16 protein-coding genes are annotated in these 23,485 nt (G+C 55.4%); 4 read left to right on the top strand and 12 right to left on the bottom strand.

Annotation, left to right across the window (positions count from 1 at the left end):
* Positions 1-100 precede the first annotated feature (100 nt).
* From JK231_RS16580 to gltP, 6 genes are all read right to left on the bottom strand, one after another.
* Positions 101-6,184: an autotransporter outer membrane beta-barrel domain-containing protein gene (locus JK231_RS16580; RefSeq protein WP_211729086.1), complete on the bottom strand. Its 6,084-nt coding sequence runs from the start codon at positions 6,182-6,184 to the stop codon at positions 101-103.
* Between the two features lie 569 nt (positions 6,185-6,753).
* Positions 6,754-8,193, bottom strand: a complete 1,440-nt coding sequence (gene murP, locus JK231_RS16575) for a PTS N-acetylmuramic acid transporter subunit IIBC (RefSeq protein ID WP_034826865.1) — start codon at positions 8,191-8,193, stop codon at positions 6,754-6,756.
* On the bottom strand, positions 8,193-9,104 hold the full coding sequence (gene murQ, locus JK231_RS16570; protein WP_211729085.1) for an N-acetylmuramic acid 6-phosphate etherase: 912 nt from the start codon (positions 9,102-9,104) through the stop codon (positions 8,193-8,195). The genes murP and murQ overlap by 1 nt, the downstream gene beginning before the upstream one ends.
* Before the next feature lie 150 nt (positions 9,105-9,254).
* On the bottom strand, positions 9,255-9,659 hold the full coding sequence (locus tag JK231_RS16565) for a type II toxin-antitoxin system HicB family antitoxin (RefSeq protein WP_211729084.1): 405 nt from the start codon (positions 9,657-9,659) through the stop codon (positions 9,255-9,257).
* Between the two features lie 108 nt (positions 9,660-9,767).
* Positions 9,768-9,944, bottom strand: a complete 177-nt coding sequence (locus JK231_RS16560; RefSeq protein ID WP_097118966.1) for a type II toxin-antitoxin system HicA family toxin — start codon at positions 9,942-9,944, stop codon at positions 9,768-9,770.
* Positions 9,945-10,167: 223 nt separating this feature from the next.
* Positions 10,168-11,469 carry a glutamate/aspartate:proton symporter GltP gene (gene gltP, locus JK231_RS16555; RefSeq protein ID WP_058960091.1) on the bottom strand — a complete coding sequence of 434 codons (1,302 nt, stop codon included), beginning with the start codon at positions 11,467-11,469 and terminating at the stop codon, positions 10,168-10,170.
* A 581-nt stretch (positions 11,470-12,050) separates the two neighbouring features.
* Between gltP and acs the strand changes: the two genes are divergently transcribed.
* The 3 genes from acs (at position 12,051) to JK231_RS16540 (ending at position 16,158) form a co-directional block, all read left to right on the top strand.
* Entirely contained in the window at positions 12,051-14,006 is a 1,956-nt protein-coding gene (gene acs / locus JK231_RS16550) for an acetate--CoA ligase (protein ID WP_097118965.1), read from the top strand.
* Between the two features lie 173 nt (positions 14,007-14,179).
* Complete coding sequence (locus JK231_RS16545) at positions 14,180-14,509, top strand: DUF485 domain-containing protein (RefSeq protein WP_211729083.1); 330 nt, start codon at positions 14,180-14,182, stop codon at positions 14,507-14,509.
* A complete protein-coding gene (locus JK231_RS16540; protein WP_034826878.1) occupies positions 14,506-16,158 on the top strand; it encodes a cation acetate symporter in 1,653 nt (550 codons plus the stop codon). The genes JK231_RS16545 and JK231_RS16540 overlap by 4 nt, the downstream gene beginning before the upstream one ends.
* 83 nt (positions 16,159-16,241) lie before the next feature.
* Here the strand turns inward: JK231_RS16540 and JK231_RS16535 are convergent, their stop codons facing one another.
* The 3 genes from JK231_RS16535 to JK231_RS16525 form a co-directional block, all read right to left on the bottom strand.
* Positions 16,242-16,787 (bottom strand): YfaZ family outer membrane protein, encoded by a 546-nt coding sequence (locus JK231_RS16535; protein ID WP_034826879.1) that lies wholly within the window; start codon positions 16,785-16,787, stop codon positions 16,242-16,244.
* 120 nt (positions 16,788-16,907) lie between these two features.
* The gene (locus JK231_RS16530) at positions 16,908-17,603 is read right to left on the bottom strand and encodes an LrgB family protein (protein ID WP_034826881.1); all 696 of its coding nucleotides are present in this window, start codon (positions 17,601-17,603) and stop codon (positions 16,908-16,910) included.
* Positions 17,596-18,021 (bottom strand): CidA/LrgA family protein, encoded by a 426-nt coding sequence (locus JK231_RS16525; RefSeq protein WP_034826883.1) that lies wholly within the window; start codon positions 18,019-18,021, stop codon positions 17,596-17,598. The genes JK231_RS16530 and JK231_RS16525 overlap by 8 nt, the downstream gene beginning before the upstream one ends.
* Positions 18,022-18,125: 104 nt before the next feature.
* Here JK231_RS16525 and JK231_RS16520 point away from each other — a divergent pair, with 104 nt between their 5' ends.
* On the top strand, positions 18,126-19,028 hold the full coding sequence (locus tag JK231_RS16520) for a LysR family transcriptional regulator (protein ID WP_211729082.1): 903 nt from the start codon (positions 18,126-18,128) through the stop codon (positions 19,026-19,028).
* Between the two features lie 30 nt (positions 19,029-19,058).
* Here JK231_RS16520 and JK231_RS16515 read toward each other — a convergent pair whose 3' ends face one another.
* The 3 genes from JK231_RS16515 to JK231_RS16505 all read right to left on the bottom strand — a co-directional run bounded on the left by JK231_RS16515 (position 19,059) and on the right by JK231_RS16505 (position 23,458).
* The gene (locus JK231_RS16515) at positions 19,059-20,708 is read right to left on the bottom strand and encodes a Na+/H+ antiporter (protein ID WP_097118961.1); all 1,650 of its coding nucleotides are present in this window, start codon (positions 20,706-20,708) and stop codon (positions 19,059-19,061) included.
* A 139-nt stretch (positions 20,709-20,847) separates the two neighbouring features.
* A complete protein-coding gene (locus JK231_RS16510) occupies positions 20,848-22,197 on the bottom strand; it encodes an NCS2 family permease (RefSeq protein ID WP_211729081.1) in 1,350 nt (449 codons plus the stop codon).
* A gap of 598 nt (positions 22,198-22,795) precedes the next feature.
* Positions 22,796-23,458: a glutathione S-transferase gene (locus JK231_RS16505; RefSeq protein ID WP_211729080.1), complete on the bottom strand. Its 663-nt coding sequence runs from the start codon at positions 23,456-23,458 to the stop codon at positions 22,796-22,798.
* Between the last annotated feature and the right edge of the window lie 27 nt (positions 23,459-23,485).

Here is a 23,485-nt window from a genome sequence, read left to right as displayed (position 1 = left end):
CGAATACCGTATCCGTTTAACAACGCCATATAACGCGACTTGTCCAAATACCGCAGCCCTTTAATGACGACATTAAAGGCAACGCTTGAAATGTCCTCATTTAAAACTGCCACCTCACGCCAACGTTATAGCGCCACCCCTTGGCCCCGTTGCCGCTGATCTCTTTGCGGTAATCCGCCTCCGCATACAGTGAAACATCTTTCTGCAACGTGGCGGTGCCGCCCGCGCCCACTTCCCACATCTGGCCAAAATGGCCGCTGGTGAAGGTAGCGCTCAGCGCAGGATTTTCTACCGAAGAGATGTTGGTGTCGGCCGTACCGCCCCAACCTTTGTAATAGTTGGCGCGCAGGTAAGGAGTGTATTGGCGATTGCTGTCATCCGTCCAGGTGCGATCAAGACGTGCGCCCAAACGTCCAATAGTCTGGTTGTAATCGCCGTAACGCACCTTGTTGCCATCTTCATCGGTGAAGTCGTTCATATTCAGCTTCATGTACATTAACTGCGCCTGCGGTTCCAGCTTATAGCCATCGCCGAGATCAAACGGATAGCCGCTCTCCAGCGAGGCCGTCCAGCCGTGACCTTTTAGCTTCGCCTCTTGTTTTTGCCGTGCGATATCGGTTTCACCACGATGCCAGTCGAATGACAGCACGCCATCCAGATAAAACCCGTTCTGTCGCTGCCAGGTGCCGTAAAAGGCCAGGCTGTCGCTGTCGAAGGTGGTGCTGCTGTAACCGTCGGCGGCATCGGGACGGATGCGCGTGTTACCTCGGGTATAGGCTAAGCCACCGCGCAGGCTGTCTTTGTCACCGTCGAGGCGTAGCACGTTACCCCCCACCTGCACCGCGCTGTAATCCAGATCGAAGTCATAGCCGTAATCGCGGAAGCGCTGGTCACTTTTGTATTTCAGATTGGAACCGATGTAGCGCAGGAACATTTCGCCGCCATCGCCTTCCGGTCGTGTCTGCTCATGACGCAACTCACCAAGACGCTTATGCAAATCGTCGATAATCGCCGAGGTGTAATAAGCAAGGCCAACCGGGGCGGAGATATAGGAAGGCACCTGCGGCACCACAGCGGTACGCGCATCGTAGCTTTGCCCGCTGCCGAACGCATCGGTAATAAAGGTCGATGGGCAGCTGCCGCCATCTTCACACACGTAATAATTCGCCAGCCGGTAATCCCAGTAATTGTTGCCACTGCCGCTGACTAAACGCTGGCTGGGATCGGTGCTGCCCGGCGCGAAGGTGTAAAGCCGATATTGCCACGGCCCCGCGCCGAGATAGCCGTCTTTAAGGGCAAAACTCTCGGGACCAGCGTTACCCGCCACCTGTGCCAGCGAAATCCCCTCGTTGCCCTCAATGCCGCCATTGCGATTAAGATCCGTTAACGCACCGGTGCTGCTGTCGGTCAGTTTTACGTTCACCAGCGTAGTGCCGGTAGCGTTGCCGGTGACGTTGAGGTGGTCGGTGAACTGGTTGTTCAGCGCGCCACCTGCGTTAAGGTCAGTGATCAGATTAAGCTGCCCGCCGCTGGACGCCAGCGAACCAGCGATATTCAAGGTGTTGCCCGGCGAGCCCGCACCGTTGGTCAGATCGAGAATACCGGCGTTATTCACCGTGAGTGAGTCCGCGGTGCCCCCCGCTAACGTCGGATGCACATTGTTGCCCGCATACAGCGTTGAATTCTCATCGATATTAATGGTGCTGTGCGCCAGTTTGAGGTTGTCAGTGAGCGTCCATTGGGTATCGGCAAAATTGATGGTGCTCCAACCGCTGCCGAGGTTTACCCCTTTATTGAGATCGTCAGCGCCCAGGCTGCCACCACGTGAATCGATCTGATTAAACGTCAGCGTGTTTCCGGTTCCGCTGCCGCTGGTGAGGTGGTAGGTGGTGCCGAGATCCACCTTACTGACCTCCGCATTATTGTTATTGTCATTGCCCATGGTCAGGCTGCCGTTAAGCGATCCGCCCGTCCAGCGGAACACATCGGCCCCGCCGCCGGGGTTGATATCGCCGCGCACCTCCCCTTCGGTCAGCAGGATTTCATCATTAGCATTGCTGCCTGCCACCGCCACGGTTTGTGGATTGACGGTGATGATGTTACCGAAGTTTTCGAAGAGGGTTTTACCGCCGCGCAAATCCACCACCGGCGCCGTCAGGCTGTTGGAGGTGAACGTCCCGGTGTTGACGATAGTGCCCGCCGTGCTGGAGATCAGGGCCGATCCGCCCGCCGGATTATCGATCGTGACATCTGCGGCGGTAGTGACATTGCCGGTGGTGTTGGCGCGGATGCCGCTGCCACCCGCGCCGGTGACATTAAATTGATAGCCGGAGCCCAGTGTTAAATCGCCGCTGGTGGTCGATCCATCCGCATTGACGATGTTCAGGCCCGTACCGCTGCCGGTCACATTGGTGGTCACCGTTGAGGCCGGATCAAACGGCACCGCAGTGCGGATCCCGTTGCCATTCGCCACGTTGAGCGTCAGGTTGCTCAGGCTAACATTGCTGAGTTCTGCCCGGTTTTCGATGCCATTACCGCTGCCCAGTACGTTGACCGTGGCGTCGCTGGCGCTAAGCGCGCTGGCACCGTTATCGACCAGGATGCCGTGCGCAGTGCCACGCGTGGTGATCACGGTATCGCTGCCGGTTAACGCCAGCTGTGCGCCGTCACTGATGCGCACGCCTGCCACACCGTTATCGACATTGATCACGCCGCCTTTGGCCAGCGTGCTGCCGCTGCCAGACACATCCAACCCGGTGCCGTTCGCCACATTGACCGTACCGTTATTGGTCAGCGTACTGCCCGCGCGTGAGCGAATACCGATATTGTTGCTGCCGGTAAGATCCACCGTACCGTTGTTGACCAGCGTGGCGCCGTTGGTGACATCAAAGCCGATGGCGTTGTTGCCTGCGCCGTTAAGATTGCCATTGCTGGTGACGGTGGTGGCCGCTGAGGTGCCATCCAGCGCGTTGCTGAGATCGGTGCGCAAATTATTGACCAGCACGCCGACTGCGTTGCTGCCACTGACATTAATGCTGCTGCCGCTGGCCAAAGTGGCATTCGCACCGCCCTCGGCACGTACTGCGGTGCTGCCCTGACCGCTGGCGTTGAAGCTGGTATTGGCGCTGTTGAGGCTACTGCCGCTGCCCGAGACGATCACACCCGTGCTGTTAGCGCCGCTGGTGGTCAATGAGGTGGGATTGCTAAAGCTCAGTGCCGCGCCATCATCGATACGGTATCCGGTGGAATTGAGGGTATTCACGTCCAGTTCGTTGGCGGCCGAGTTGATACGTGAGCCGCTGCCCGCCGCATGATAAGCCATCTGATCGCTGCCATTAAAGATCGGCACAGATCCGGCGGCGATGTTCACCAATGCGCCGTTGATTGCCTCTGCTCCAATCGCGCCAGAGCCGTTGAGGTTCAGGGTGCCACCGTTGTGATTCGCAATCGCCCGACTGCCGCTGGCGCTGACTCCCCGGCTGCGGTTGATGGTACTGCCGCCATTGACGTTGATGTTACCGCTATTATTCGCCGTGGTATTGGCCGTGCTGCCGCTGCTGTTCACCGCAATACCGGTGCCGCCATCGTTGATGCTGATGTTACCGCTGTTAGTACCGGTCGCACCGCTCTCCACGCGAATGCCAGTGGCGTTAGCGCCGCTGAAAGCAATGTTGCCAGTGTTATTGAGCTGTGCGCGATTGCGCGCCAGATAGCCAATCAATCCACTTTGCGATGAATTCAGTGCCGCAGCAGAACTTAACGTCGTGCTGGTCACCGGCGCACCGCTATTACTGCCTGCCAGCGTATGCTTTTGCCCATCGACAATCGCGCCAATCGCGTTGTTGCCGGTGAGGTTGATGGTCGTGTCATTGTCGATGGTGCCCGTTGCCCCGCCTTCAATATTCACCCCCGTGGCGCCTGCACCACTGACGTTGAGCGTGGCATTGCGGGTGTTCACTTCGGTACCACCGGTGCCGGTGCCGTTCACCGCCACAGAACCCGCGCCCGATGCGGTGAGTGACAGATCGGTGCCGTCAAAATCCGCGCCCTGCTCAACGCGGAACAGTGTCGAGTTGGTGGTGGTGACATTGAAGGGATTGTTGCCTGCTATGTTAATCCGCGCATTGGGGCCATAGGCGAAGAAAGCGATTTGATTACTGCCGTTACTGAACGTCGGTATTGCGTTAGCCGCTACTTCCACCGTGGCATTGCCGCGTGCGTGCACGCCAATCGCGCCCGTGCCGCTCAGATTCACCGGGCCGTTGACGTCTGCACTGGCCTGTCCGGTGCCCTGGCCCTCCACCCACACGCCAAAATTGCGTGTACCGCTGGCGGGATCGGCCCCCCCGGCAACGTTAATGGTCCCCGTTGAACTTGCAGAAGCGTTATTGCCACTGGTCGCCACGACTTTCACGCCCGTGCCATTGACGCCGTTAAGGTTAATGGTGCCACTGTTATCGATGGTGCCGCTGCTGTTGGTCACCGACATCCCGACGTTTTCACGCGGCACGGTCGCGGCAGCACCATTCACATCAATGGTGCCATTATTGACCATCGTGACCCCGCTGGCACCGGTCGCCGACATGCCCGCCGCGTTCTGCACCTTTGAGCCAATCACGATGTTGCCGTTGTTGGTGGCAGAACCGTTTGCCACCAGCGCGATCCCGCTGGTCAGGCCGCTCTGATTCATGGCGGTATCCGCCACGTTGTCGGTCAGGCTGTTTTGAGGACCACGACCAATATAAATCTGCCCATCGGCATTGTTGGTGAAGGTGGAGGTCGGCGATGTCAGCAGTACGCCCGATGCTGTACCGCGCGCGCTGGAGCCGTTCACGCCGACGTTGATATTGCCGCTGTTGCGGGATGTAGCGTCATCCTCCAGCCGAATACCGGCTACGCCATACTGCGAGTTACTACCGATCGTCGCCAGATTGACGATGCCGTTGTTGTTAAACGCACTGCCGCTCTGCACCAGCACCCCATTGGCACCGTAGCCGGTGGAGCCAATACCCGTGCCATCCTGGCGATTGAGGAACCCACCGTTGATCACGCCAGTCGTGCTGGTACTGCCGTTGCTGTTGCCAGAAAGCACCAGTGCCGTGCCGTTATTGGCGAGGGTGCCGCGACTGGCGAGCTTGCCATCAATCACCGCCTGCGCGCCGTTGGAGGCTTTAATCGCCCCGCCTGTCGAACCCACGACTTCCAGTGTGTTGCCCGCCGCGAGATTGACGCGAGCGTCTGGGCCATCGGCATTGACCACGATGCGGTTGCCAATCGGCTGTGTGACTTCATCTGGCGGTGTGGCGCTGACGTCGTACACAATATTGCCATTGGTGACGGTCACCGCTTTGTTGAATTCGGTCAGATAGTTGGCTTTGTCCAGATTGCCCGCTTGCAGTTGGCTAATCAGCCAGTTGTTGTAGGTCTGCAGTTCGCTGGCATTGGTCACGGTGAAGGTGTTGGTGGCGCCATCCAGCGTCTGTACGCTCACGCTGCCATTGTAGGTGGCGAGGTTTTGCACCTGAAAGGTTTGCGTCGCGCCGGCACCATCCGGTGTGGCGGCGGTGCCAAAGAAGCTGATGCGGTTGTTGGAATTCCAGTTCAGGGTGCTGTCGCTGCCCACCTGAAACAGCGTGGTCTGCTTCGCCGCCATGCTCCAGCTGTTGGTGCTGGCGCTGCTGGCTGCATTCGCTTGCCCGATATTCACATCAAGCGTGCCACCGTTCGAGACATCCGCAACACGCGTATTGATGTATTGATCGCCGTTAACGTTGACCACGTCCGGCACGGCGGTATCGGAGGTGACTGGCGTTTGAGCCACCAGACTGGCGGAGTTATAGACCTGGAAGGTGGTATTCCCGCCAGTAGTAGGATCGGGCACGGTGATGGCGAAGTTCTGCGGGCCGGGATCGAGACGAGTTTGATTGAGAAACTGCGCGCCCGATGTGATGTTGACCTGCCCCAGGCTGGAGTTCACTGATCCATCCGTTCCCGGCGCGAAATCAGGATTGCCCGTTAGCGTTTCATTGCTGCCGTTGACGTTAATACTCTGCTCGCCAAAGAGGTTGTCATTAACCTGCGGTGAATAACTTCCCAACGTAATGGCTTGCGCACTTATTGCCGGATAGAACAGCGCCTGCGCAGCTAATATTCCGAACGCAATCGGATTTAATGTGAACTTCATACTTCCTCCAGTGGGCGTGCAGCGTCCACGCTGTTATTGCAACAGCGTTAAATTCATCGCGAGGGATACAACGGCAGGAATAACACCAACCCCGATGAGCAATTAATTTCTGAGAGCCACTGTGTGAAGAAAGTCTGGTGCAGCGAATAAGCGGTTAAAACTGTTTTTATAGATTAATTGGCTTTAGGTATAGACTTTTCTGCCATCGGACGCAAAAGGTAAATAAAGATAACCCGTTGTCATAATGGCGAAATATTTGTGAGGCGGGATAAATTATTGGCAATAATTGAGTCCAGAAGTCTCCAATAATTAGCCCGCTATCTTACTAATAGTTTCTTTATTTTTCCTTAGCAGTTTACTTACGAATGGCACGGCATATTCGGCGATATCAGCGCCAGGCTAAGCGATACGGCGAATTGCAAAAAACGTGACATAAATCACATTTAAATTCATTAAATCTTCAAGGTTTTGCCGGCGTATCCCCCATAGCGGCACGCCATCGCAGGCTTCATTCCAGCTTCACCGTAGCGGCATGATGTCGTGTGCTGCTACGGTGAATAGCAATGGCATTAGCTGAGATCGACGCCTTTGGTTCCGCCCCACCAGGTAAAGGCAAATCCACCGACCCACGCCACGATTAATCCGGCGAGATACACCGCCATACCGGCAAAGATCCCCTGTGAAGAGGTCATCAGCGGCAACGTAACCAATCCGGAAGGCCCAAATACCGTATTCATCCCCACCGGCAGACCGAGCCAGGCTACCAGACCAATGAAGAATCCACCTAGCGCACCGCCACAACAGGCAGTAATAAATGGCTTCAGGCGTGGCAGCGTAACGCCATAAATCAACGGTTCGCCCACGCCCAACAGGCCCGGCACTATTGCGCCCTTGATTTGCGTACGCAGCAGCGAGTGCTTATCGGCCTTGCACCACAGCGCGAGAGAAGCCCCAACCTGACCCGCACCCGCCATCGCCAGAATCGGGAATAATGAGTTAAAGCCCTGGGTTTCCATCAGCGCAAAATAGACCGGAATGAAACCCTGATGAATCCCGAACATCACTGCAATTAAAAATAGACCGGCCAAAATAGCGCAGCCAAAGGGATTGTTATTGAGATGAATAAACAACCATGACATGCCTTTAAATAACTCACCGCCAATCGGCATAATCACCATAAAGGTGATGGCGCCGGTAATTAATAACGTGAGTAACGATGTCAAAATCATGTCGAGATTATCGGGGATAATTTTACGCAGTTGTTTCTCAATCCACGCACCGAATATCGCCGCCAATAATACGCCGATAATATTGCCGCGCGGGTCAATCGCCATGCCAAAGAAATCTGACATTCCGCTGTAATAACCCACGGTGGCTTTTGGCATATAACCGAGCACAAACAGTGAAGCGATAATGGCACCGTTCACGCCAGTGCCACCAAAGGCTTTCTGCGCGTTATAACCAATGAGGATGCTCAGGAAGGTGAACAGCCCCTTGCCGAACACTTTCATGTAGGCCACGGTATCCAGCAGCCACTGCGCATGTTCACCGGGCTGGTTGAGGTGGAAAATCTGCTCAATCAGCGTGGCAAATCCCAACAGCAAACCGGCACCAATAAAGCCGGGAATCAATGGCGTGAAGATGGTGGCGAAGCAGGAGAGAAAACGGTGCAGCGCGCTGGTTTGCTTCGCTTTCATCTGCTGCTTTTGGGCGGCAGCAATAGTGCTGAGATCCTGCGGTTTTTCCGTTTCATCGCTATCCAGTAATCCCTGCATTTTCTCAGCGGCGGTTTGCGCTTTGCCGGGCCCCAGTACGATTTGCAACTGCGCATCACTGTCGATCACACCCAATACGCCGGGCAGCGTTTTCAGTTGGGCATGATCGACTAATGTGGCATCCGCGAGCGTCAGGCGCAGACGCGTCATGCAGTTGCCGCACTGCACAATGTTATGTGCGCCTCCCACCGCTTGCAGGATATCGCGCAGTAATCCTTCGGTGATGGCAGCCATTATTGCGCTCCTGCGTCACGCAACGCGTTACGGATAAAACCGCTGTTTTGCTTCAGCAGCGCCTGGGCCTCGCTGGCATCCAATCCTGCCAGCACCATCACAATTGCCGTTTTGCAGTGCCCCTGACATGCGTTCAGCGCCTGCTGTGCGGTGGCATCGTCACAGTCGGTGGCCTGTTTGACGATGTTGATTTGGCGCTGCACCAGCTTTTGGTTAGTGGCTTCGACATCCACCATCAGGTTGCCGTACACCTTGCCACTGCGGATCATCGCGCCGGTGGTCAGCATATTGAGCACCAGCTTTTGTGCCGTACCGGCTTTCATACGCGAAGAACCGGTGACCACTTCTGGCCCCACTACCGGGGTGAGTGCCACATCCGCAGCCTGTGACATCGGGCTGTTAGGATTGCAGGTTAACGCCGCGCTAAATGCGCCCTGCTGTTTCGCATAGGCTAACGCGCCCAATACATAGGGTGTACGGCCACTGGCGGCAATCCCCACCAGTACATCATTAGCGTTGAAATCGATGTCCTTTAAATCCTGTGCGCCCTGTTCGACGTTATCTTCCGCGTTTTCCACCGCCTGCAAAATCGCGGTGTGGCCGCCAGCAATTAAACCGACGACCTGCGAGCGCGGCGTGCCAAAAGTCGGTGGGCACTCGCTGGCATCGAGAATACCGAGGCGGCCCGACGTGCCCGCTCCGCAATAAATGAGGCGCCCGCCTTTACTGAAGGCTGCAGTAATCGCATCCACCACCTGCGCAATCTGCGGCACAATCGCTTCCACTGCCAGTGCCACTTTTTTGTCTTCATCATTAATGACGCGCAGCATCGCTTCGGTGGGTAGCTCGTCAATGTTTTGGCTCGCTGGGTTACGCCCTTCGGTGATCATCTGGCTCAGGTCGATCTGCATCACGCACTCCTGTGAAAGAATAATTTATTCGAAAAACTATATACTATTTTGAATTGTTAATTCCTGCTCGGTTGTCATGTTTTTGTACTTTTTGCAGAGGCTGGCATAAAAAAACCCGCCGGATGGCGGGTAGATGTTTAGCTATGTTGATTACGCGTTCGCTAATTCTCTGCGCGCTAACTCCGCCAGAAAACCGCTGCGCGAACCATATTCGCGGTGGGATTCGACATAACTGTCAATTTTGCTGAGTAAATTTTGTGGCAAAGTGATATTGAGCTTTACCGATTTACCTTCATAGCGACTCAGATCGATCTCCACAAATGCCCAGTAACCTCCCTGACAGGCTTCATCATGAATGTGAGTCTCAATGTCTGCCGCTTTAGGGATGGCTTTGCTGGCATCCGCTAAAGATTCTACGTGTACATCAATCGCGTTAAATGCATCGCGCAGCGCATCATCTACGCTTTTGCCTGCAAAAAAACATCCCTCCACATCTGGCACAAAACCTGACCAGCTGTTGTCCTCTGTCTTATGCAGATAAACGGGGAATCTCATGTTCAGTCCTCACTAAAAAGAAATATTCAGTTAGGAATTCATTGCAATGTCTGCTGCAACTGCCATTGCTAATTTTTTCCAAATCGGGGGCATTGCCCCCGTATACATTTAGTCCATTAACTTCATTAACTTACGTAATGTTCCAGTTGCCAGGTCTTTTTCAGGATGAGGAAGTGAGATGTGATACGGCTTATCTGCTCTCACAAACACATGGTGGCTGCCTTTTACTCGGTCTAAAACCCAACCGCGCTCCAGCAACATCCTGATCAGCTCCCTGCTGCTCAATCAAACCTCCGGTTATCTTAGCGCTAAGAATATACCCACCATAACCACAAAACAATTTATTAGTGGTTATGGTGGGTATGAAATTAATCACAATTCCGGCGGCCAAACACCCAGGACACGTCTTGAATTGATATAAAAAAACCCGCCGGATGGCGGGTTTCGTTAACTACGCATCAAGGTGCATTACGCAGCTGAAGTCGTCATTTCGTTAAGGCTGATGGCCTTAACTGGCTTTCTGTGTGCGCAGTTCCAGCTCGTAGGCTTCGGCCTGCCTGGTGTCGAACTGGTTTTCCCAGCGTGCAATCACCAGCACCGCCAGCGCATTACCGATCACATTCAGCGCAGTACGCGCCATGTCCATGATGCGGTCCACACCGGCGATAAACGCCAGGCCTTCCAGTGGAATACCCACGCTGCCCAGCGTCGCCAGCAGCACCACGAAGGAGACGCCCGGCACGCCAGCAATCCCTTTCGAGGTCACCATCAGCGTCAGCACCAGAATGATTTCATCGGTCAGCGACAGGTCGATACCGTACAGCTGCGCGATAAAGATCGCCGCGATGCTCTGATACAGCGTTGAACCATCGAGGTTAAATGAGTAACCGGTCGGCACCACGAAGCTGGTGATGGCTTTCGGCGCACCGTAGGCTTCCATCTTCTGCATGATGCGTGGCAGAACGGTTTCTGAACTGGAAGTAGAATAGGCCAGAATCAGCTCATCTTTCAGGATGCGCATCAGCGTGGTAATACGCAGTTTACACATGCGCGCGACCGTTCCCAGCACCACGAAGGCAAAGAACAGAATCGCCACGTACACCAGTAGCACCAGCTTGGCCAGCGGATAGAGCGAGGCAAAACCAAAGTTGGCGATAGTGACCGCAATCAGCGCAAACACACCGACTGGTGCATAACGCATGATCATGTGCGTCACTTTAAACATGGTTTCAGACACTGAACGGAACACGGTCACCAGCGGATCACGATGTTCTGAAGGCAGCGCTGACAAGCCCATACCAAACAGCACCGAGAAGAAGATAATCGGCAGCATGTCGCCCTTCACCAGCGAGGCGAAAATGTTCTGCGGGATCAGCGACAGAATGGTGGTCACCAGGCCGTGAGGCGCCCCCTGTACCGCTTCCGTTGTGGCTTCGTATTTAGAGATGTCCACCGTTACCAGCGTAGACATATCAATGCCGCTACCTGGCTGGAATACGTTGGCCAGCGTAATGCCGACCACAATGGCAATGGTGGTGATCACTTCAAAATAGACGATGGTTTTGACACCAATACGCCCCAGTTTTTTCGCATCGCCAACGCCAGCAATGCCGACAATCAGGGAGGAAATCACAATCGGCACCACAATCATCTTGATCAGATGAATGAAAATGTCGCCTGCTGGGGTGAGAATGTTAGTGATTAACCATTCACGATCGTCTGGCTGATTATGCAGCACGGTTCCGACGATAACGCCGAGAATCAAGGCAATCAAAATTTGCCAGGCAAGGGTGAGCTTAAAACCTTTCATAACGCGTTACTTTCCTCAGTAAAAACCCCTTTGCTCCTCTGCGAAGCTGCAGAAGACATGACGCACAGGGAAGTGAGCAAAAGCCCGATAAAATAGAGGGTTATAGTGGACTGCATCAGACACTGCTGCGTAAGCATTTTGCGCCTGCGCGATGATGCAGCCTGAGTAGATACCTGCTGAACAGGGCCGAGATAAGTACCATTTTCACTGCGGTAATTGCAACCCCTGGGGGGTTAGCGTAAATCCTGCGCAACTGAGTAGCATAAAATGCTGACATTAACTTTTAGTCATAACTCGCTGTTATGAAAAGTGTTAATTCGATAATTTTCCGCATAGCTATTCAATTTCGGGCAAAAAACCGCCTGGCGCGTTTGCTGATTATTTAACCAGCGACAACGTCTGATTCCACGAAAAATCACAGACTGGGTCTCATTGGTTTCCGTGATGAACAGTATGAATTCGGGCGCTTTTCAGGCATACAAAAGGTCGTGATCCAGACTACAAAACAGAAACAAAGCCCAGTCACGCTCTTCAATTAACCTTTGATTGACATATGATTAACATCTTCAAGGAGGTCAGCCATGAGCCAAATACATAAGCATCCTGTACCCGCTGCCGTCGCAGCGAATGCCCTGATTAATGCCGATCAGTATGCGGCGCTGTATCAACAATCGGTTGACGATCCCGACGCCTTTTGGGGTGAGCAAGGTAAAATCCTCGACTGGATCAAGCCTTACAGCAAGGTGAAAAACACCTCCTTTGCCCCCGGCAATATTTCGATTCGCTGGTATGAAGACGGTGCGCTGAATCTCGCCGCCAACTGCCTCGACCGCCATTTGCAAACGCGTGGCGATCACCCGGCGATTATCTGGGAAGGCGATGATGCCAGCGAAAGCAAAACCATCACGTTCCGTGAACTGCACGGCGACGTGTGCCGCTTTGCCAACGTGCTGCTGAGCCTTGGCGTCAAGAAAGGCGATGTGGTCGCCATCTACATGCCAATGGTGCCCGAAGCCGCGGTGGCAATGCTGGCCTGTGCACGTATCGGCGCGGTGCACTCAGTGATCTTTGGTGGCTTCTCGCCGGAAGCCGTTGCCGGTCGTGTGGTGGATTCCAACGCGAAGCTGGTCATTACTGCCGATGAAGGCGTACGCGCCGGACGCAGCATCCCGCTAAAGAAAAACGTCGATGATGCACTGAACAACCCGAGCGTCACCAGCGTGAAAAACGTGGTGGTGTTCAAGCGCACCGGTAAAGATACCGGCTGGCGCGAAGGCCGCGATCTTTGGTGGCACGAGTTGGTGGCGAAGGCCAGCGATCAGCACGAACCGGTAGCGGTAGAAGCCGAGCATCCGCTGTTTATCCTTTATACCTCCGGTTCTACCGGCAAACCGAAAGGCGTGCTGCATACCACCGGGGGTTATCTGGTATATGCCGCCAGCACCTTCAAATATGTGTTTGATTACCATCCGGATGATGTCTACTGGTGCACCGCCGATGTGGGCTGGATCACCGGACACAGCTATCTGATTTACGGCCCACTGGCCTGCGGCGCCACTACCCTGATGTTCGAAGGTGTGCCGAACTGGCCGAAGCCGAGCCGTATGGCTGAAGTCGTCGATAAGCATAAGGTGACGCTGTTGTATACCGCGCCAACCGCCATCCGCGCCCTGATGGCCGAAGGCGACAAGGCCATTGAAGGTACCAGCCGCAGCAGCCTGCGCATCATGGGTTCCGTCGGCGAGCCGATCAACCCGGAAGCCTGGGAGTGGTATTACAAGAAGATTGGCGACAGCCGCTGTCCGATTGTGGATACCTGGTGGCAGACCGAAACCGGTGGTTTCATGATTACGCCGCTGCCAGGCGCGATTGAGCTAAAAGCCGGATCGGCCACCAAGCCGTTCTTTGGCGTGCAGCCCGCGCTGGTGGATAACGAAGGTAATGCGCTGGAAGGCGCAACCGAAGGCAACCTGGTGATCAACGATTCGTGGCCGGGACAGGCGCGTACGCTGTTTGGCGATCACGATCGCTTCGAACAAACCTACTTCTCCACCTTCAAAAACCGCTACTTCAGCGGAGACGGCGCACGCCGTGACGAAGATGGTTACTACTGGATCACCGGCCGCGTCGATGACGTGCTGAACGTCTCCGGCCATCGTCTCGGCACTGCAGAGATCGAATCGGCGCTGGTGTCACATCCGAAGATTGCGGAAGCGGCAGTTGTGGGTATTCCTCACAGCATTAAAGGCCAGGCGATCTATGCTTATATCACGCTGAACCACGGCGAAGAGCCCTCGCCAGAGCTGTATACCGAAGTGCGTAACTGGGTGCGTAAAGAGATCGGCCCGATTGCCACGCCGGATGTGCTGCACTGGACCGACTCACTGCCGAAAACCCGCTCCGGCAAGATTATGCGTCGTATTCTGCGCAAAATCGCGGCGGGCGATACCAGTAATCTTGGCGATACCTCAACCCTGGCCGATCCGGGCGTGGTAGAGAAATTGCTGGAGGAGAAGCAGTCCATCACCATGCCGTAACCGGCATCGACGCGACGGAGAGTGTCAGCCTGTTCACGGCAGGCTACTCTCCGTCATCCCTACCTTACGCTGTACGCTTTTCACCATCGCACAACCTTTATAACTAGAATATTCAGCAGTTTAAATCATTTAACCGTGAGATATCTGCCTGCCTTTCCTCTGGAGAAACTGTGATGAACGAAGCCCTAAATCAACAGGAAGCAGTCTGGCAACAAATCGAGAGTAATCCGCGTTTTCATGAACTGGTGCACAAGCGCCAGTCCTTTGCGCTGTTGCTCAGTATCATCATGCTGGTGTTGTACGTCGGCTTTATTTTGCTGATTGCCTTTGCCCCTGGCTGGCTCGGTACGCCGCTGCATGAAGGCACCAATGTCACACGCGGCATACCCATCGGCGTTGGCCTCATTGTGGTGTCGTTTCTGCTCACTGGCGTCTATGTCTGGCGCGCTAACGGCGAGTTTGATCGCCTGACCAAACAAATCCTGAGCGAGGTGAAATCATGAAGCGCCTGTTCTCAGCCTTGTTAGCGGTAGTGCCTGCCAGCGTGTTTGCCGCCGACGCCATTACCGGCGCAGTGCAAAAACAGGCCACCAACTACGAAGCCATCATCATGTTTGTGGTGTTTGTGGCGGCGACGCTCGGCATCACCTATTGGGCCTCCAAACGCACCCGTTCACGTAGCGATTACTACACGGCGGGCGGCAATATTACCGGCTTCCAGAACGGTCTGGCGATGGCGGGTGACTTTATGTCTGCGGCCTCGTTCCTTGGTATCTCGGCGCTGGTTTACACCTCGGGCTACGATGGGTTGATCTACTCGCTCGGCTTCCTGGTGGGCTGGCCGATGATTCTGTTCCTCATTGCGGAGCGCTTACGTAACCTCGGGCGCTATACCTTTGCCGATGTGGCGTCATATCGCCTGCAGCAAAAACCGATTCGTACCCTGTCGGCCTGTGGCTCGCTGGTGGTGGTAGCGCTGTATTTGATTGCGCAAATGGTTGGCGCAGGCAAACTGATTCAGCTGCTGTTTGGTCTTGATTACCATATCGCCGTGGTACTGGTGGGGATTTTGATGGTGATGTATGTGCTGTTTGGCGGCATGCTGGCCACCACATGGGTACAAATCATCAAAGCCGTGCTGCTGCTGTTTGGGGCCAGCTTTATGGCGATTATGGTAATGAAAGCCACCGGCTTCAGCTTCAACACGCTATTTACCGAAGCGATGGCGGTCCATCCGAAAGGCGCCGCGATCATGCAACCGGGCGGTCTGGTGAAAGATCCGATATCGGCACTGTCTCTTGGTCTTGGATTGATGTTCGGCACCGCTGGCTTACCGCATATCCTGATGCGCTTCTTTACCGTGGCGGATGCACGTGAAGCGCGTAAGAGCGTGTTCTGGGCCACCGGCTTTATGGGCTACTTCTACTTCCTGACCTTTATCATTGGTTTTGGCGCGATTCTGCTGGTCGGCGCAAATCCAGCCTTCAAAGATGCTTCTGGCGCGCTGATTGGTGGCACCAATATGGCGGCGGTGCATCTGGCGAATGCGGTGGGCGGCAGCCTGTTCCTTGGCTTTATCTCGGCGGTGGCTTTCGCCACGATCCTGGCCGTTGTTGCCGGGCTGACGCTGGCCGGTGCTTCTGCGGTTTCTCATGACCTGTATGCCAGCGTGATTCGCAAAGGTCAGGCGACTGAGCGTGATGAGCTACGGGTGTCGAAAATTACCGTGCTGATTCTCGGCGTGGTGGCGATTGTGTTGGGTATCGCGTTTGAGAAACAGAACATCGCCTTTATGGTCGGACTGGCGTTCTCGATTGCGGCCAGCTGTAACTTCCCGATTATTTTGCTCTCAATGTACTGGTCGAAGCTGACCACGCGCGGCGCGATGATTGGCGGTTGGCTGGGATTGATTACGGCGGTTGTGTTGATGATCCTCGGGCCGACCATCTGGGTGCAGGTGCTGGGGCATGCCACCCCGGTCTATCCGTATGAGTATCCGGCGCTGTTCTCAATGGCGGCAGCGTTTATCGGTACCTGGCTGTTCTCGATTACCGATCACTCCAGACAGGGTGCTGAAGAGCGGGCTAAATTCCGTGGTCAGTTTATTCGTTCACAAACGGGCGTAGGCATTTCCCAGGGCAAAGCGCACTAAACAAAAAATGCCGCCCAAATGGGCGGCATTCAATTTGTGCGATGATGAATCCGACGCGCCATCAGGTGCATCGGGTTTCATCATCAAAAACGCAGTGACGCGCCCACGTATGGGCCATCGACCAGCACGTTGTCTTTGCGATCGCCTTTGTTGTTCAACTCGATGTACTGATAACCCACACGCAGATTCAGCAGAGAAATCGGGGTGAAGCTCAGACCACCAGACGCTTCTTTGTAGCTGTCCAGCCGATCGGAGAACGCTTCCGGCGCGTAGTAGTATTCGCCGTACAGGCCCCACATACTGTTGAAGTTGTACTGTGCACCGGCACCTACAGCCACGGTGAAGCCATCACGACCATCTTCCGGATGGGTGAACAGTGCTTTGGCGGTAGGGGCAATGCGGAAGTCGCCAAAATCGATGTTGTAGCCCGCACCCAGACCGTAGGTGCTGCCATCGTGATCGCTGCGCAGCCAGTTGCCTTTCAAGAACAGGCCAGGAGAGGTGGTGCCGAGGCCAAGGTTCAGGTTGGTGCTATGCTCACCCACGTCAACACTGCCCTCAATTGCCTGCGCGCCGCTGCTCAGCAGTGCCAGACCCAATACGCTTCCAGTAACAAGTTGCTTAAACATATGATTCCACTCCATGAAGGACAAATAAGTCGGCGCAAAGGGTAACAGCCTGGCAGCAGGAGACAACTTTATTTGGAAACCTTTACGTAAAAATCGATGACAGTGCGCAAAAAGCGACCATCAGGCCGCCCATAACAAGTGGCTCAACAGCGGTGCCAGAATCACCGTCACCACGCCTGACAGCATCATCACCAGGCTCGATACCACGCCCTCTTGCTGACCTAATTGATAAGCGCGAGCCGTTCCCGCACCGTGCGACGCAGCACCAAATCCGGCACCTTTTGCCACGCCCTGCTTGATGGCGATACGCAGAAACAGCACATCGCCTACTGCCATGCCAAACACCCCGGTTATCACCACAAACAGCGCCACCAAATCCGGCTGGCCGCCAATCGGCAGTGCAGCCGCCAGTGCAAATGGCGTAGTAATCGAGCGCACCGCGAGGCTGCGCTGGATGGTTTCCGGCAGCATCAGCAGTCGCGCCAGCCATACCGAACTGCACACCGCCACCAGCGTGGCGGTTAACACGCCGACACTCAGCGATAGCCAGTGGCGCTTGATGATCTCCAGGTTCTCATACACCGGCACCGCAAACGCCAGCGTTGCCGGGCCCAGCAGCCAGATCAGCCAATGACTCTCGGCAATGTAATCCTTCCAGCTGACGTGTGTCAGCAGTAGCAGCGCCACCAGCACCACCGGCGTCATTACCAGCGGCATCAGCAGCAATGTCTGTTTGCGGCGATAGAGGCGTTTGTTGACGTAATAGACCAGCAGCGTCAGCGCCAGACACAGCAGGCTAATGATGAAATCAGCCATGATGCGCCTGCTTACGCGCTGCACGCGCCAGTTCGAAGCGGTACAGACGATCCACCACCAGCGAGGTCGCCGCCAGCACTAATAAGGTACTCACCGCAATCACCACACAGATGCGCCAGCCTTCACTGCGCAGCAAATCGCTATAATTGACCACCGCCACCACCGCAGGAATAAAGAACAGCAGCATTTCCGCCAGCAGCCAGTTGGCCCCGGCTTTCACCCAACGCAGCGGCACCACGCGTGTCATGATCAATAGCAACAGCAGTACCATTCCCACCACATTGGCAGGCAGCGGCAAATGCAGCCAGCTCACCAGTTTGTCGCTGGCCATAAACAGGCCGATATACAGCACCAACTGCAATGGCACAAAAACACGTTGCAGGATGTCCGTTCTGCGCGGACTCAATGCAAGCGCCATTTTCCTTCTCCCCAGAATTAAACGTTGGGCTTAGTATAAATCCGCGTCAAACTGTGAAAGAAATGAATTAAAATTATTCAAACTATGCCAAAAAGGAATGCTTGATGGACGTCCGCGCCCTACGCTATTTCACCGAGGTGGTACGCCAGCAAAGTTTCACCCGTGCCGCTGAGAAGCTGTTTGTCACGCAACCTACCATCAGCAAAATGCTGCGCCAGTTAGAGGAAGAACTCGGCTGCACGCTGCTGCTGCGTGAGGGACGCAAGCTGCATCTCACCGACAGCGGTCAGGCGGTGAATCAGCGCGGGCTGGCGATTTTGCAGGAGTTTCATCAATTGGAAGCGCAGATTGGCGATATCAATGAATTGAAAACCGGTGAACTGCGGCTGGGCATCCCGCCGATGGTCGGGATGCAGATCGCCGGTTCGATCTCCGCGTTTCGCCGCCGCTATCCGGGTGTGCAATTGAAGATTGTCGAATCCGGCGGCTTAACGGTGCAGCAGGCCGTGCTGAACGGCGGGCTGGATATCGCCCTCACTGCGCTGCCGGTCGATGCGGATTTGCCGCTCAATACGCTGGAACTGATGCGTCATCCTTTGTGCGTGCTGCTGCCGCGCAGCGCGCAGTGGCTCAATCGCAGCAGCCTGGGTCTCAAGGAACTGGCGGCTCATCCACTGCTGATCCTGAATGAAGAGTTCTCGCTTAATCGTCAGTTGATGAAGGCATTTCAGCGTCAGGGGCTGACGCCGGAGATTGCGGTGCGCAGCGCGCAGTGGGATTTCCTGGCAGCAATGGTACAAGCCGAAATGGGGCTGGCAATTTTACCCGAGCCGATTTGCCAGCGGCTGGATAAGCAATCGCTGCTATGGTTGCCACTGGAATCGGAGTTGCAGTGGAGTCTGGGTTTGATCTGGCGAGAAGGCAGCTATCTGTCGCGCAGTGCGCAGGCGTGGATAAATTGCTGCCGCGAGCATTGGCCGGACGCGCCGCCACGGTTATCGGTGTAGCGGCGCTATATGCTAGCTGTTGAGCTGTGCTTACTCCTCTTTCTCAATCAACAACGCTTCCAGCAGGTCGAGATCGCGCAACAGCTTCTGCATCGTCTCGTTGGAGATCTCCTGCGTCGCGCGCAGATGGTAAACCTCGGCGCGCTCGGCACGCAGGGCATTGAGGCGGAAACGACGCTCCAGGTTTTCGGCAAACAGCGCCTGATCCACCTCATCTTTGCCCACCACGCGGCGGCGCAGATTGCCAATCACACGCAAACTGACCTCTTTCAACAGTTCCGGATCGATATTCTCTTCTGCATCGTTTTCCAGTCGCTGCTCCATTTTGTGCAGGCTCTCAATCGCCACATTGGCCATTGCCGCACGCGCATACTGGATTTCACGGCGATGTCCCGATTTATCGGTGCTTTCCATACCGCGTAACAATATCGGCAGCAGAATCACCCCGACAAACAGCGAGAACAGAATCACGCCGGTGGCAATAAACACCAGCTCATAGCGCGCCGGGAACGGTTCGCCATTGCTAAGAAACAGCGGAATCGACAGCACACCGGCCAATGTAATGGCACCACGCACACCGGCAAAAGAGGCGATGAGCAACTCACGGAATGAGTAGTTTGAGAATTCCAGCGGCTTCTTCTTCAGGAAACGCAAACTGGCACGTTGCATCATCCACAACCAGCCAAAGCGCACAATCATCAAGGCGACATACACCAGGGCAACATCGGTGAACAGCATCCACAGCTCGACGTTCGGATCGGCATTGGCTTGCGCGACGGAAGTTTCCAGAATGTCCGGCAGTTGCAGGCCCAGCATCAGGAACACCATGCCGTTAAACACAAACTCCAGCATCTGCCATACGCTATTCGCACGTAAACGCATCGCCAGCGGTGCCTGGCGGATAATGCCAGAGCGCGTGATGGTCATACCCGCCGCAACTGCCGCGAGGATACCTGACACGCCCAGATGCTCAGCAATCAGATAAGAGGCGAAAGGCAGCAGCAGCAGTAGCACGGTTTGCGTCGCCGGATCGTCACCGCTCCAGCGGCTCAGCAGACGTAGCGAACGGCCATATAGCCAGCATACCGCCACACCCGCGACCAGACCGCCGATCGCCACTTTGAGGAACTCCACGCTGGCGCCACCCCAGGTAAACACCATGGTGCCCATCGCCACCGCGACCGCAAACTTCAGTGATACCAGGCCGGATGCGTCGTTCATCAGGGCTTCGCCCTGCACAATCGACATGATCTTTTTCGGGATGCGCCCTTCCCCGACAATGCCGGAGAGCGCCACGGCATCGGTAGGTGACAGCACCGCAGCCAGCGCGAAGGCAGGGATCAGTGGAATACCCGGCACCAGCCAGTAAATCAGATAACCAATTCCGACCACGGTAATCAGCACCAGCACCAGTGCCAGGCCCATGATTTCGCGTCCGTGGTGCAGGAATTCGTTAATCGGCGTTTTCCAGCCATCGGCAAACAGCAGCGGCGGAATGAACAGCACGAGGAACAGTTCGGGGTCAAAATCGACATGCAGGCCAAAGCTCGGCACGGCCAGCAATGCACCAGCGGCAATCTGCACCAACGGCAGGGGAATTTGGAACGGCAATATGCGCGCCGCCACGCCGGAGAGTGACACCACCAGCGTCATGATGAGAATAGTAAAGAAGATTTCCATGCTTTCCTTAGGCGAATCAATTTCATTAAAGCGATGTTGTTGCGCAGGAAAGTGTAAAACAAAACGCCGCACAAAGGGGCAACCCTGCGTGCGGCGTGAACCAGAAAGAGACTTATCTGGAAATAAGCGCGTTCAAAAGTCAGATGGCCCAACCACCCGCGTAGAAGGCCACCAGGGCAACAGCAATCACCACGGTGCCCACGTTCAGCCTGCGCCATTCACCCGCAAAGAGGCGGCCAATCACCAACGAGCCGAAGCCGAGCATGATGCCAGTCACGATGTTGCAAGTCAGGACGATGAACACGGCAGTGACCAAACCCGACATCGCATCGACAAAGTCATTGAAGTCAATCTTCGCCACGTTGCTCAGCATCAGCAGGCCAACGTACATCAACGCTGGCGCCGTCGCGTAGGCCGGAACCAGATAGGCCAGCGGGGACATAAACAGAATCAACAGGAACAACAGACCGACGACAATCGCTGTCAGGCCAGTTTTACCGCCCGCAGCCGTTCCGGCTGCAGATTCGATATACACCGCCGCAGGCGAAGCACCGACTAAACCGGCAAACAGGCTGCTGACGGAGTCGGTGGTCAACGCGCGGCCACCGTTAATGATCTGGCCGTTTTTATCCAGCAGATTCGCCTGGCCCGCCACTGCACGAATGGTGCCGGTGGCATCAAATACCGCGGTCATCACCAGCGCCAGCACACTTGGCAGCACCACCGGTTGCAGCGCACCCATGATATCGAGACTAAACATCGCGGATTGGCCGTTGGCATCCTTCAGGCTCGGCATAGCGAATAGCCCCTGATAGGTGACAGCCGGATCAAAGATCAGACCCACCACAGAAATCGCTACGATGGTCAGCAAAATTCCGCCTGGCACACGACGTTTTTCCAGACCAAAGATGGCCGCCAGCCCGATCAGCGCCATAATCACCGGGAACGAGATGAAGTGGCCGAGTGCCACCGGCAAGCCCGGCGCTGGGTTCTTCACAACCAGGCCAATACCATCGGCCGCAATCAGCAGCAGGAACAAGCCAATACCGACTCCCGTGCCGTGCGCCACGCCCATCGGCAGGTTACGCAAAATCCAGGCGCGAATCCCGGTGACCGAAATCAACGTGAACAGCAAGCCCATCAGGAATACCGCGCCAAGGGCAACCGGGACGCTAATGTGCTGGCCCAGCACCAGGCTAAACGCGGTGAAGGCGGTCAGGGAAATCGCACAGCCGATCGCCATGGGCAGGTTGGCCCACAATCCCATGATGATCGAACCAAAGCTGGCGACCAGGCAGGTCGCTACAAACACGGCAGTCGGCGAGAAGCCGGCTTTACCCAGCATACCCGGTACGACAATGACGGAGTAAACCATGGCTAAAAAGGTGGTTAGCCCCGCCAAAATTTCCTGACGCACGCTGCTGCCGCGTGCCGAGATGTTGAACCAGGCGTCCAGTTTTCCACTGGCCGGGCGTGAGTCGCCAGACATAGTAAATCCTCTGCGTTTTTTAAGATGTAATGAGCCCCACGGCCCGCGTTTGCGCATCATCCTGGTGAAGGTTCTCAAAGAGAAAAGAGGCAAACGTTTACGTGGCCGCGTATTCCAGGTCGTAAAAGGGGGACACGGAAAAAGGCAAACGATTATCTGGCGTTTGCTATGGGGTTTTCAACTACTAATCGATTATCAGGCAGGATAAAGCGCAGACTGGCGCGGGTTAACAACGTGGTTACACTGCTTTTGGCGAAACTTAAGGGGTCGGAACTGGCTGGAAAATATCAATATTTTTCATTCATCGCACAGTTTTCCTCCCCAACTGCACCGATGGTAAGAGGTGGATGCCTCATGAAGCGATAATTAACTTGAGGCCCAGCAAAGGCCCGCCCGAAGAGCAAAGCGTCCGCGCCATGGACGGCGCGGCCGATCTGCATGGATGCGTTATTCCTTTGCGATCGGGCGGGCCTTTGCTGGGCATGACACCCAACTCACAGCGATAATCCACAGCACCCAACCCACAACGACTAACCCACAGTACTCAACCTATAGTACCCAACTCACAGCACCCAACCCACAGCACTGCAGCGACAAACTAACTAAACGTAATCGCCCCGCCCTGCTCAATCGCGCGTTGCCAGGCAGCACGTTGCTGCATCGATTCCAGCCAGCGTGCGGTGGCCGGCATCTCTTTCAACGATCCCCGCACTTGCAACGCCAGCAGCGGGAAACTCATCTGCACATCGGCGATGCTAAACCGTGACCCGGCGAAATAACGATTCTGGCTAAGATGCTGCTCAATCACGCCACTGTGCAGTTTTAGCTGCTTGTTCAACCAGGCCTTCTGAATCCCTTTGCTCAACGCCACGCCTGCCGGACGTAAAATCCACGGCACCGGCTTCTTCCCGAGTTGCCCAAACACCAGCTTCATCACCAGCAATGGCATCAGCGACCCTTCTGCGTAATGCAGCCAGTAACGCGCCTGAATCTGTTCATCCTCATCCGTGATGGCGAACAAATGCTCTCTATCATATTTCTGCTGCAGATACGCCAGAATCGCCCCTGACTCGGCGATCACCCGATTGCCATCAGTAATCACCGGCGACTTACCCAGCGGATGAATCTTCTTTAATGAATCCGGCGCCAGCAGCGTGTCCTCGCGCTGATAACGCTTAATTTGATACGGCACCGACAGCTCTTCCAGCAGCCACAACACGCGATGCGAACGGGAATTTTCCAGATGGTGAACAGTAATCATGCGGTTTTCCTTGCCGGTCAAAGTCTC

The sequence above is a fragment of the Pantoea sp. JGM49 genome (assembly GCF_018257655.1).
In the GTDB taxonomy this organism is placed as follows: domain Bacteria; phylum Pseudomonadota; class Gammaproteobacteria; order Enterobacterales; family Enterobacteriaceae; genus Pantoea; species Pantoea communis.
The sequence above is the reverse complement of the archived record's forward strand: the minus strand, read 5'-3'. Positions and strand labels throughout refer to the sequence as shown.